Origin of the sequence: Bacillus sp. FSL W8-0640, assembly GCF_038007725.1 — a bacterium.
GTDB classification, from domain to species: Bacteria; Bacillota; Bacilli; order Bacillales; family Bacillaceae_G; genus Bacillus_A; species Bacillus_A cereus.
In genome coordinates this window covers 3,556,936-3,569,222 of record NZ_JBBOXT010000001.1, presented here as the reverse complement: position 1 = coordinate 3,569,222, position 12,287 = coordinate 3,556,936, and the positions used below count along the sequence as shown (strand labels likewise).

Below are 12,287 nucleotides of genomic sequence, written 5' to 3'. Positions count from 1 at the left end.
ATAAATGTTTATAAATGTTTATAAATGTTTATAAATGTTTATGGTTGTTTTTGATTATTTTTGATTGTTTGTGGTTGATTTTTGTGACCGTTTTCATTATACTGTAATCAAAGAAGAGGTGAATAAAATGTTAACTCCTGAACGTCATCAAATGATATTGCAACTTGTAAAAGAACAGAAAGTTGTAAAATTACAGCAATTAGTTGAAAGAACAGAAAGCTCTGAGTCGACAATTCGCCGTGATTTAGCACAATTGGAAAAGCAAAGGTTATTAAAAAGAGTTCATGGTGGTGCCGCTGTTTTAACAGGAAAAGGGCAAGAACCAACGATGGTTGAAAAATCATCCAAAAACATTCAAATAAAACAACAAATTGCTAATTATGCGGCTAGCGTTATTGAACAAGGTGATTGTATTTATTTAGATGCAGGAAGTACAACATTTGAAATGATTCCATTTTTAATAAATAAAGATGTGACTGTCGTTACGAATGGACTTATGCATATTGAAGCTTTAGTTGAAAATAATATTCGTGCGTATTTACTAGGTGGAATGATGAAGAGTAGGACGAAAGCTTTAATCGGTGCTATGGCACAGGAAAGTATGCAGAAGTATCGTTTTGATAAATGTTTTTTAGGTGCAAATGGTGTACATGAACAGCTTGGCTTTACAACGCCAGATCCAGAAGAAGCGCTCTTAAAACAAATGGCATTAACATTAGCAAACGAAGGATATTTCTTAATTGATGAAAGTAAGTTTTCAGAAGTTGCATTTGCGAAAATTGCAAATGTTGAAGAAGCAAATATTATTACAAACCATTTAGAAATTGATTTAGAAAAATATAAAAGACAAACCAATGTAATTGAGGCTGATAAACAATGATCTATACAGTTACTTTAAACCCATCTATTGATTATGTAGTACAAGTTAATTCCTTTGATTTAGGCGCAGTCAATCGAGCAGAGAAAGATATGAAGTTTCCTGGAGGAAAAGGGATTAATGTTTCTCGCGTTCTCCATCGTTTAGGTGTGGAAAATATAGCACTTGGATTTACTGGTGGATTCACCGGTCAATTTATTAAAGGTGTATTACAGGCGGAAGGCGTAATGACAAACTTCATCCAAGTAGACGGAGATTCCCGAATTAATGTGAAAATAAAAGGGCAAGAAGAGACAGAATTAAATGGGCAAGGTCCTAATGTGACAAATGAGCAATTTGAACAATTAATGAAACAAATCGAAAGTATGAAGCAGGGAGATTGCGTTGTGCTAGCTGGAAGTGTACCTGCATCTATCCCAATTACCTTTTATGAATCAATCGCAGCGCTCGGAGCTGAAAAAGGTATTCGAGTAGTAGTCGATGCGAGTGGAAGTGCACTGCAGCATGTAATTAAAAATAAGCCATTTTTAATTAAGCCAAACCATCATGAACTTGGTGAGTTGTTTGGAGTGGAGCTTTCAACAGTAGAGGACGTTTTACCTTATGGAAGAAAATTAATTGAACAAGGTATAAAACACGTTATCGTATCGATGGCTGGAGAGGGAGCTTTATTATTTACGGCAGAAGGTATATATGAAGCGACTGTTCCAAAAGGTGTTGTAATTAATTCAGTTGGGGCCGGAGATTCTCTTGTTGCAGGGTTTGTAGGCAAATATGAACAGACAAAAGATATTGAAAAGGCATTTCAATACGGCGTTGCAACAGGGAGTGCAACAGCATTTTCAGCTGATTTATGTAAGAAGGAAAAAGTAGAAGAATTATTGTCGCAAGTAATTGTAGCTAAGCGATAGGGGGGAAGCAACATATGAAAATTACAGAACTATTAAAAAGAGATACAGTCATTATGGATTTGACAGCTTCAAATAAAGAAGCTGTCATAGATGAATTAGTTGAGAAATTAAATGGGGCAAATCGTTTAAATAGTAAAATGGAATTTAAAGAAGCTATTTTAAAGCGGGAGTCCCAAAGTACGACTGGAATAGGGGAAGGTATTGCAATACCTCATGCGAAGACAAAGGCTGTTAAACAACCATCGATTTGTTTTGGTAGAAGTGTAAGCGGTATCAATTATGAGTCGCTCGACGGACAGCCTGCACACTTATTCTTTATGATTGCTGCAAGTGAAGGAGCGAATAATACTCATTTAGAAACGTTGTCTCGTTTATCGACATTATTAATGGATGAAGGGTTTCGCAAGCAACTATTAGAAGCGAAGGATGAAAGTGAGCTTCTTCAACTATTTGATGAAAAAGAGAATGAAAAAGAAGAAGAGATTGAAGTCGCCAAACCAGAAGGAAATGAACCGTACGTATTGGCAGTTACGGCTTGCCCAACTGGAATCGCTCACACGTATATGGCCGCAGATAGCTTGAAAGCAAAAGCAGCAGAGCTAGGAATAGCGATTAAAGTTGAAACAAACGGATCAACAGGTATTAAAAACGGTTTAACGAAAGAGGATATTGAACGTGCAACAGCTATTATTGTTGCGGCGGATAAACAAGTAGAAATGAATCGTTTTGCTGGTAAACATGTCATTCAAGTACCAGTCGCTGATGGGATTAGAAAAACGGAAACACTTCTTAATCGAGCTGTAAAGCAAGATGCACCAATCTTTAAAGGTGTAAAAGAAGATGGAAAGGCAGAAAGTACGGAAAAAGAAAAAGGATTAGGAATTTATAAGCATTTAATGAATGGCGTAAGTAATATGCTTCCGTTCGTTGTTGGCGGCGGGATTTTAATAGCGCTAGCGTTTTCGTTTGGTGGTATAAAGGCGGAAGGTCCTTTAGCTGAATTGTTCATGTCAATTGGTGGAGGAAAAACAGGTGCGTTTTTATTCCTTGTACCAATTTTAGCTGGATTTATTGCAAGTTCTATTGCTGATCGTCCTGGTTTTATGCCTGGTGTTGTAGGTGGATTTTTAGCGGCGAATGCGAATGCTGGCTTTTTAGGTGGATTAATTGCTGGTTTCTTAGCTGGATATGTTGTTTTAGGGTTGAAAAGATTATTTTCAGGACTACCAGTACAATTAGAAGGAATTAAACCTGTTTTGTTATATCCAGTCTTTGGATTATTGATTACAGGAGTTGTAATGCAAAAAGCAGTGATTCCGCCTGTAGTAGCATTAAATGAAATGTTGACAGGGTGGTTAAATGGTTTAAACGGTACGAATGCTATATTACTAGGTCTTATTTTAGGTGGTATGATGGCAATTGATATGGGTGGTCCAATTAATAAAGCGGCATTTACGTTTGGTATTGCTGCAATAGAAGCACAGAATTTTGGAGTGCACTCAGCAGTTATGGCTGGTGGTATGGTACCGCCACTTGCGATTGCATTTGCAACTACATTCTTTAAATCAAAGTTTACAGAAGCGGAACGTAAATCTGGTTTAACAAATTATATTATGGGAGCATCGTTCATTACAGAAGGTGCGATTCCGTTTGCAGCTGCAGATCCGGTTCGAGTAATCGTAAGTTGTGTTGTTGGTTCAAGTATTGCAGGTGCGTTATCTATGTTATTCCAAATTACATTACCAGCACCGCATGGTGGATTATTTGTAATAGCGTTAGTAAATAAACCGTTACTATATATTTTCTCTATATTAATTGGAACGATTGTCTCGGCTATTATGCTAGGTGTTTGGAAAAAGAAAGTTCAATAACAAATGAAAAGAGAGCAGCTTTTAGTAGCTGCTCTCTTTTTATTACAAAAAAATAGGTTAACAATTAAATATTGATGTTTTTTGGTAAAAGATGTAATGAAATCTGGATTTTTTGTAACAAAAAAGTAACACTGTAATTTTTTCTGGAAAAAAGTTCTTGTGCTCGTATATGAAAAATATATGAAAACCACTGGAGATTGTATGAGAAATACATTTTATTAATATGGAAATTTATGTTACAACTCGTTAATCGTATATTACGAATGCTTTGTAATTGTGTGATTTCTAAAAATTCTAAAAATCTGTTGCTATAATGAAAATACGAAAACAAAGCAAATGGAGGCTATTCATGAAAAAATTATTAGGTATAGCAACAGCAGCAGTTTTTGGTCTTGGGATTTTTGCGGGTTCTGCTAAAGCGGAAACAATTGTAACAACAGACGTATTAAATGTTAGAGAAAACCCAAATGTAGAGTCAAAGCTTGTAGGTAAAGTGTTAAGTGGGAATACACTAGATGTTATAAATACAGAAAATGGATGGACAAAAATTAAGTTGAACGGTAAGGAAGCGTTTGTAAGTGCCGATTTTACAAAGAGCACATATTATGTAACGGCGGGCGTATTAAATGTTCGTGCTGGAGCGAATACTGATTCTGAAATTTTAGGTAAACTTAATAAAAATGATGTGATTGAAACGACGAATCAAGTTCAAAATGAATGGTTACAATTCGACTACAATGGAAAAGTTGGATATGTTCACGTGCCATTTTTAACAGGAACAGCACCTGTAATCGAAAAGAAAGAGGTTGTAGCTCAAGAAGAAGCGCCAGCTAGAACAAATACGCCGGTTAAAAATAATACAGTAGTTAAGAATAAAGAGTCTGTTAAGAGTAACGATTCTATTAAGAATGTAGAATCAAGTAAACCTGTGGTAAAAGAAAAACCGGCTGCAAAACCAGTTGCAAAATCTACTGAAACAAGTGCGCCTACTGGTGGTCGTGAAATTACAGTAGAAGCGACGGCATATACAGCAGATCCGAGTGAGAATGGTTCGTATGGTGGTCGTGTATTAACTGCAATGGGGCATGATTTAACAGCAAATCCAAATATGAAAGTAATTGCTGTTGATCCGAAAGTAATTCCGCTTGGATCAAAAGTATGGGTAGAAGGATATGGAGAAGCGATTGCTGGAGACACTGGTGGTGCGATTAAAGGAAATCGTATTGATGTATTAGTCGGTTCAGATGGTAGTGCTAATAGCTGGGGGCGCAAATCTGTAAAAGTGAAAGTTATACAATAGGTTATCGATATTAATATAAAAAGCGGTTGCTTGAAATTATGTAAGCAGCCGCTTTTTATGGATTATTGAAATGGATAAATAGTTTTACCTGTAATAATTTTATATGCACTGCAAAATTGCGTTTGTATATATTCTGTATTTTTATTTTCTGGATGTAATGTTGTTTCATGGAGGGTAGAATGAAAAGCCCGTAGTAAACAATTTAGGGCGAAGTATAATTCCTCTTGTGAACAATTTTGTTCTTTTATAGAAGTAGCTAAAATGAGGTCTTTTGTCAAAGATGAAAAATTGATGGTGGATTGTTTCATAGTTAACTCATCCTCTCGAAACTATTTTTATCATGTATATGCAGAATTGGACAAACTATGTTCTTTTTCTGGATAATTTCATGTACCGAAATGAAAGAACTTGCAATCATGCCGTTAAAATTGGTAAGATTGGGTATAATCAATAGATGGAGTATATTACATAAAGAGAGTTGAATGATATGGGAGAAGTGCAACGTGAAAAAGTTGCTGTCATCATTGGACCAACTGCTGTTGGAAAGACGAAGTTAAGTATCGATCTTGCCAAAGCGTTGAACGGTGAAATTATTAGTGGTGATTCCATGCAGATCTATCGAACGATGGATATTGGAACTGCAAAGGTAACAAAAGCAGAGATGGACGGAATTCCACATTATATGATCGATATAAAAAATCCGGAAGATTCATTTTCTGTCGCGGAATTTCAAGAACGTGTTCGCAAGCATATTCGAGAAATTACAGAACGTGGTAAATTACCAATTATAGTTGGTGGGACCGGTCTTTATATACAATCTGTTTTATTCGATTATCAGTTTACAGATGATGCTGGTGATGTGATATACCGAGAGCAAATGGAAAAGTTAGCTTTAGAACGCGGTGTGGAATATGTACATAAAAAATTGCAAGAAGTAGATCCAGAAAGTGCGGAGCGTATTCATGCAAATAATGTACGACGTGTCATTCGGGCGTTAGAAATTTTCCACACGTCGGGTGAAAAAATGAGTGAACAAATTGAGAAACAAGAAAAAGAGTTACTCTATGATGTTTCATTAATTGGCTTGACAATGGATCGAGAAATGCTATACGATCGCATTAACTTACGAGTGGATTTGATGATGGAACAAGGCCTATTAGAGGAAGTAGAAGGGCTGTATAATAGAGGGATACGAGATTGTCAATCTATTCAAGCGATTGGATATAAAGAAATCTATGATTATTTTGAGAATCGAGTCTCTTTAGAAGATGCGGTATCACAATTAAAGACGAATTCGCGTCGTTATGCAAAGCGTCAATTAACGTGGTTCCGTAATAAAATGGATGTCACGTGGTTTGATGTTACAAACGGTGAAAAAACGTCAGAAATTTTACGATACATAGAAGGAAAGTTACAAGTAAAGTCGAATAATAGTAAGTAGAGAAAAAGAGGAGGATTCGACATGAAGCAATCAATCAATATTCAAGATCAGTTTTTAAATCAACTCCGTAAAGAAAATACGTTTGTTACGCTGTACTTATTAAATGGTTTCCAGCTTCGTGGACTAATTAAAGGATTTGATAATTTTACAGTCCTGCTGGAAACAGAAGGTAAGCAACAGCTTATTTATAAACATGCAATTTCTACATTTGTACCACAAAAAAATGTTTCAATTGAATTAGAATAGTAATGAATTATTGTACATAACAAAAAAGAGCGAGTTTCCTCGCTCTTTTTTTTATTTGTCATAAACAATATATAGTGAAATTTAAGCGATTCTAAATACAGTAAGGCGGATGTTAGTATTTCCTGTTGCAGGGATCGTAATCTCATTAAGTGTAGATTGGACAGAGATTCTTGCACCAGCTGCTAATGTTTCGATTGTAGTAAATGAAAGTGAGTCGCCTATTAAATTTGAAGAGAAATTATCAGTTGCGACTGCTCCATTAATTGAAATTCCTACTCCGAGTGGAGCGCATCCTGGCGCAGTTGTAGAAATGGATACGCTAATTACATAAATACCACCGTTAATAACAGTAACTGTATCTGTGCCGTTGAAGATAATATTGTTTGCGTTAATTGCAGCACTAAAAATAAAGTTATTAAATTGTAGTACTGTTTGCTGAATATTGTTTGTTACAACAATTGTTGCTATAGGGAAGCTAGGTCCAGTAGGCCCAGTAGGTCCAGTAACTCCTATGCCAGTAGCGCCGGTAGCACCCGTTGGTCCTTGAATGCCTTGAATGCCTTGAGGACCGGTAGCGCCTGTGTTACCTTGAACACCTTGAGGTCCAGTGGCACCGGTAGCGCCAGTAGCACCCGTGTTACCTTGAACACCCTGAGGTCCAGTGGCACCGGTAGCGCCAGTAGCACCCGTGTTACCTTGAACACCCTGAGGTCCAGTGGCACCGGTAGCGCCATAGCACCCGTGTTACCTTGAACACCCTGAGGTCCAGTGGCACCGGTAGCGCCAGTAGCACCCGTGTTACCTTGAACACCCTGAGGTCCAGTGGCACCGGTAGCGCCTGTAGCGCCTGTGTTACCTTGAACACCTTGAGGTCCAGTGGCACCAGTAGCGCCTGTAGCGCCTGTGTTACCTTGAACACCTTGAGGTCCAGTGGCACCAGTAGCACCTGTGTTACCTTGAGCACCTTGAGGTCCAGTGGCACCAGTAGCACCTGTGTTACCTTGAGCACCTTGAGGTCCAGTGGCACCAGTAGCGCCGGTAGCACCTGTGTTACCTTGAACACCTTGAGGTCCAGTGGCACCAGTAGCGCCGGTAGCACCTGTGTTACCTTGAGGTCCAGTGGCACCGGTAGCGCCAGTAGCACCTGTGTTACCTTGAACACCTTGAGGTCCAGTGGCACCAGTAGCGCCGGTAGCACCTGTGTTACCTTGAACACCTTGAGGTCCAGTGGCACCAGTAGCGCCAGTAGCACCCGTGTTACCTTGAACACCTTGAGGTCCAGTGGCACCAGTAGCGCCTGTAGCACCTGTGTTACCTTGAACACCTTGAGGTCCAGTGGCACCGGTAGCGCCAGTAGCACCCGTGTTACCTTGAACACCTTGAGGTCCAGTGGCACCAGTAGCACCTGTGTTACCTTGAGCACCTTGAGGTCCAGTAGCACCAGTAGCACCAGTAGCACCAGTAGCACCTGTGTTACCTTGAGGTCCCTGAGGTCCAGTAGGTCCAGGAGGCCCGCCAGAAGGTCCAGTAGGTCCGGTAACTCCTATACCAGTAGCGCCAGTGGCACCGGTAGCGCCAGTAGCACCCGTGTTACCTTGAGGCCCAGTGGCACCGGTAGCACCCGTGTTACCTTGAGGCCCAGTGGCACCGGTAGCGCCCGGTTACCTTGAACACCCTGAGGTCCAGTGGCACCGGTAGCGCCGGTAGCGCCTGTGTTACCTTGAGCACCTTGAGGTCCAGTGGCACCAGTAGCGCCGGTAGCACCTGTGTTACCTTGAACACCTTGAGGTCCAGTGGCACCAGTAGCGCCGGTAGCACCTGTGTTACCTTGAGGTCCAGTGGCACCGGTAGCGCCAGTAGCACCTGTGTTACCTTGAACACCTTGAGGTCCAGTGGCACCAGTAGCGCCGGTAGCACCTGTGTTACCTTGAACACCTTGAGGTCCAGTGGCACCAGTAGCGCCAGTAGCACCCGTGTTACCTTGAACACCTTGAGGTCCAGTGGCACCAGTAGCGCCTGTAGCACCTGTGTTACCTTGAACACCTTGAGGTCCAGTGGCACCGGTAGCGCCAGTAGCACCCGTGTTACCTTGAACACCTTGAGGTCCAGTGGCACCAGTAGCACCTGTGTTACCTTGAGCACCTTGAGGTCCAGTAGCGCCAGTAGCACCCGTGTTACCTTGAGGCCCAGTGGCACCGGTAGCGCCCGTGTTACCTTGAACACCCTGAGGTCCAGTGGCACCGGTAGCGCCGGTAGCGCCTGTGTTACCTCGAGGCCCAGTGGCACCGGTAGCGCCAGTAGCACCTGTGTTACCTTGAACACCTTGAGGTCCAGTGGCACCAGTAGCACCTGTGTTACCTTGAACACCCTGAGGTCCAGTGGCACCGGTAGCGCCCGTGTTACCTTGAACACCCTGAGGTCCAGTGGCACCGGTAGCGCCAGTAGCACCCGTGTTACCTTGAACACCCTGAGGTCCAGTGGCACCGGTAGCGCCAGTAGCACCCGTGTTACCTTGAACACCTTGAGGTCCAGTGGCACCAGTAGCGCCAGTAGCACCCGTGTTACCTTGAACACCTTGAGGCCCAGTGGCACCGGTAGCGCCGGTAGCGCCTGTGTTACCTCGAGGCCCAGTAGCGCCGGTAACACCAGTGTTACCTTGAGGCCCAGTAGCGCCAGTAGCGCCTGTGTTACCTCGAGGTCCAGTGGCACCAGTAGCGCCCGTGTTACCTCGAGGCCCAGTAGCGCCGGTAACACCAGTGTTACCTTGAGGCCCAGTAGCGCCAGTAGCGCCTGTGTTACCTCGAGGCCCAGTGGCACCGGTAGCGCCCGTGTTACCTTGAGGTCCAGTGGCACCAGTAGCGCCCGTGTTACCTTGAGGCCCAGTAGCGCCGGTAGCGCCTGTGTTACCTCGAGGCCCAGTGGCACCGGTAGCGCCAGTAGCGCCAGTAGCGCCCGTGTTACCTCGAGGCCCAGTGGCACCAGTAGCGCCTGCTGGTCCAGTAGGTCCGGTAGGTCCTTGAATGAACGAAGCAGAATTAACTAGAGCAGTTTGTAATGCTGCTATTAATTTAAGGAGCTCTTGAAGTGTGCAAGGGTCAATTCGGAATAATTTTGTAATGTATAGTAAATAGTTAATGAGATTTTGAAGCTCAATAAATACAGCGCTTGCTACAAAGGTTGGATTTCTTAATATAGTTATTAAGTTTTTAATAATAGCTAACCCTTGTGCTTTCAGGGAGGAAGTAGCATCTAGTGAACAAATAAATTTACTTAGTAGGTTCAATGTATCGATTAGATCTTCAATATTTTGGGGAGATGGATTTGCGAAAAGTTTTGGGATTATTTTTGTTAAATCAATAATAATCGCACGAAATGTTCTAAGCTGAGCTTTAGTAATTGGGATTGATGGAGTATTTGGGATTCGTCCGGCGCTACTTGGAAAGCATGGTTTGGAGAATTTGTTTTGATTGTCGTTATAACGAGACATTAAATCTCTCCTTTCTCACGAAAATGTGAACGAAACTCATCATAGTAGATGCAGAAATTAGTTAAATGGTCATAGTAAAATCGTTTGTTTAAAGAAAAAATAGAAAAAACGCCTTACAATAAGGCGTTTTTTCTATTTTCTGCGTATTGATAATATCGCTTTAAGGAAATTTTTGATTTGAATCCAGCGAGTTTTATAATTTCTGATTCAGGAGTTTCTTTTTTTATTAAGTTTAAAATATAGGTGTTACGAAAATGTTGTCCTGAAATTCCTTTACGTAAATTGGCTCTAGCCACTTCGAGGCGAATCATTTTTTGTATAGCAATTTCCGTTAATGCCTTTGGTGCATCATTTTCATATACCCACCTGTATGTTCCGCGGTTAAAATCGAATGCGACAAATAATGGATCATCACTATGGTATTTAGGGCGAACTGGTTCTGGGATGCTTTTGTAATAATTATATAGTTGTTTTTTGTCTTCTTTTGCTAATGTAATTGTTCTTTCTACACCTGCGGTTGCTGGGATTGATAATGTATTAGTTTCAAAGTGAACGTGATGCATTGTTAATGCTGTAAGTTCCTGTAAGGATAAACCGTAGTCAATCAATAGATTTAAAATAGCAATATTGCGATCCATTAATAAGGGGCGCACAGGAAGTTGTTTTTCTGAAAGTCCTTCTAATGAAGTGACTATATACTTTAACCTTTTTTCTTCATCAGGTGAAATGAAATCTTCGTTACGAAGTGTACGGTCTGGTTGAATAGATATTTCCATATTCTTCAATGGATTAGGAATGTTTAGAAAATGATGCATTCTATTTAGTACAATAAATACACGATGCATCGTTTTTTCTGAGTAATGTCGATTCGTTTTTAAATCGGAAAAGTAATCTTCGTAGTCTTTTGTACAAAGTGTAGCCCATATATTACTGGAAGGGAGCTTTTTGTTTTTTTCTAACCAATGTCCGAAGTCTTCAATGTCATAAACATAACGTTTAATAGTTGAGGGTTTTCGGCCTTTATTCAATAAAAAAATAGAAAAGGCTTGTATTGTATCATGGAATTCCGTTGTCTCCATAGTCCCACCACCTTAATTATTTCTTATATTATAGCAAACTTTTCTGAAAATAGGCATTTACAAGGGGGACAGGAATAATAATATTTGGTGAGTGGATAAAATGAGGTGATTGTATGGAACAATCGATGCGAAAGAAAAACAACAATCAAATTAATATTGTGTTAAACCATCGAAAGAAAATTTCTTTGCCAGCCGCAGAAAATAAAACGGTAATTTCAAATGAAACTGCAATTAAACATGAAATGCTGCAGAGAATTGAAGAAGAGATGGGGAAGCTTGTTGGGATGGAGGATATAAAAAAGATAATAAAAGAAATATATGCTTGGATTTATGTGAATAAAAAAAGACAAGAAAAGGGATTGAAGTCAGAGAAGCAAGTACTTCATATGCTGTTTAAAGGGAATCCAGGTACAGGGAAGACAACTGTTGCTAGAATGATAGGAAAATTGCTGTTTGAGATGAATATTCTATCGAAAGGCCACTTGGTTGAAGCTGAACGTGCTGATCTTGTAGGAGAGTACATCGGCCATACAGCCCAAAAAACAAGAGATTTAATAAAAAAAGCAATGGGAGGTATTTTGTTTATTGATGAGGCGTATTCTTTAGCTCGAGGAGGAGAGAAGGACTTTGGAAAAGAAGCAATTGATACGCTTGTAAAACATATGGAAGATAAACAACATGGTTTTGTATTGATTTTAGCTGGATATTCAAGAGAGATGAATCACTTTCTTTCATTAAATCCAGGGCTTCAATCTCGTTTTCCATTTATTATTGAGTTTGCAGATTACTCGGTAAATCAGCTATTGGAAATTGGGAAGAGAATGTATGAAGATCGTGAATATCAGTTATCAAAAGAAGCTGAATGGAAATTTAGGGATCATTTACATGCGGTGAAGTATTCGTCGCAAATTACATCGTTTAGTAATGGGCGATATGTACGGAATATTGTTGAAAAATCAATTCGTACACAGGCGATGCGGTTGTTGCAAGAAGATGCGTATGATAAAAATGATTTAATTGGAATATCGAGTATGGATTTGATGCTCGAAGAGGAGACGCACAGTACATAAACTGT

The 12,287-nt window shown here is 40.3% G+C and carries 10 protein-coding genes and 1 pseudogene; 7 read left to right on the top strand and 4 right to left on the bottom strand.

All coding sequences use genetic code 11. The features are described from left to right. Nucleotides 1-127: 127 nt before the first annotated feature. The 4 genes from N2V80_RS18330 (at nucleotide 128) to entD (ending at nucleotide 4,959) form a co-directional block, all read left to right on the top strand. Nucleotides 128-880 carry a DeoR/GlpR family DNA-binding transcription regulator gene (locus N2V80_RS18330; RefSeq protein WP_000957286.1) on the top strand — a complete coding sequence of 251 codons (753 nt, stop codon included), beginning with the start codon at nucleotides 128-130 and terminating at the stop codon, nucleotides 878-880. Further along, nucleotides 877-1,788 (top strand): 1-phosphofructokinase, encoded by a 912-nt coding sequence (gene pfkB, locus N2V80_RS18325; RefSeq protein ID WP_061655405.1) that lies wholly within the window; start codon nucleotides 877-879, stop codon nucleotides 1,786-1,788. Before N2V80_RS18330 ends, pfkB begins: the two co-directional genes overlap by 4 nt. A gap of 14 nt (nucleotides 1,789-1,802) precedes the next feature. Next, nucleotides 1,803-3,659 carry a PTS fructose transporter subunit IIABC gene (locus tag N2V80_RS18320; RefSeq protein WP_000704595.1) on the top strand — a complete coding sequence of 619 codons (1,857 nt, stop codon included), beginning with the start codon at nucleotides 1,803-1,805 and terminating at the stop codon, nucleotides 3,657-3,659. A 349-nt stretch (nucleotides 3,660-4,008) separates the two neighbouring features. Beyond that, nucleotides 4,009-4,959: a cell wall-binding protein EntD gene (gene entD / locus N2V80_RS18315; protein WP_000734613.1), complete on the top strand. Its 951-nt coding sequence runs from the start codon at nucleotides 4,009-4,011 to the stop codon at nucleotides 4,957-4,959. A gap of 62 nt (nucleotides 4,960-5,021) precedes the next feature. Here entD and N2V80_RS18310 read toward each other — a convergent pair whose 3' ends face one another. Further along, nucleotides 5,022-5,267 carry a hypothetical protein gene (locus tag N2V80_RS18310; protein WP_000814426.1) on the bottom strand — a complete coding sequence of 82 codons (246 nt, stop codon included), beginning with the start codon at nucleotides 5,265-5,267 and terminating at the stop codon, nucleotides 5,022-5,024. A 179-nt stretch (nucleotides 5,268-5,446) separates the two neighbouring features. Between N2V80_RS18310 and miaA the strand changes: the two genes are divergently transcribed. Beyond that, nucleotides 5,447-6,400 carry a tRNA (adenosine(37)-N6)-dimethylallyltransferase MiaA gene (gene miaA, locus N2V80_RS18305; RefSeq protein ID WP_000504928.1) on the top strand — a complete coding sequence of 318 codons (954 nt, stop codon included), beginning with the start codon at nucleotides 5,447-5,449 and terminating at the stop codon, nucleotides 6,398-6,400. A 21-nt stretch (nucleotides 6,401-6,421) separates the two neighbouring features. Then, a complete protein-coding gene (gene hfq / locus N2V80_RS18300) occupies nucleotides 6,422-6,646 on the top strand; it encodes an RNA chaperone Hfq (protein WP_000813896.1) in 225 nt (74 codons plus the stop codon). A gap of 81 nt (nucleotides 6,647-6,727) precedes the next feature. On the opposite strand, the pseudogene N2V80_RS30555 reads toward hfq, so the two are convergent. The 3 genes and pseudogenes from N2V80_RS30555 to N2V80_RS18290 all read right to left on the bottom strand — a co-directional run bounded on the left by N2V80_RS30555 (nucleotide 6,728) and on the right by N2V80_RS18290 (nucleotide 11,212). Continuing rightward, nucleotides 6,728-8,193: pseudogene (locus tag N2V80_RS30555) on the bottom strand (Gly-Xaa-Xaa repeat protein). Further along, nucleotides 8,190-10,133, bottom strand: a complete 1,944-nt coding sequence (locus N2V80_RS30550) for a collagen-like repeat preface domain-containing protein (protein WP_445662402.1) — start codon at nucleotides 10,131-10,133, stop codon at nucleotides 8,190-8,192. The pseudogene N2V80_RS30555 and the gene N2V80_RS30550 overlap by 4 nt, the downstream one beginning before the upstream one ends. Before the next feature lie 113 nt (nucleotides 10,134-10,246). Beyond that, nucleotides 10,247-11,212, bottom strand: a complete 966-nt coding sequence (locus tag N2V80_RS18290) for a tyrosine-type recombinase/integrase (RefSeq protein WP_000450319.1) — start codon at nucleotides 11,210-11,212, stop codon at nucleotides 10,247-10,249. A 113-nt stretch (nucleotides 11,213-11,325) separates the two neighbouring features. On the opposite strand from N2V80_RS18290, the gene spoVK reads away from it, so the two are divergent. Then, the gene (gene spoVK, locus N2V80_RS18285; protein ID WP_000438175.1) at nucleotides 11,326-12,282 is read left to right on the top strand and encodes a stage V sporulation protein K; all 957 of its coding nucleotides are present in this window, start codon (nucleotides 11,326-11,328) and stop codon (nucleotides 12,280-12,282) included. The last annotated feature ends 5 nt before the right edge of the window (nucleotides 12,283-12,287 follow it).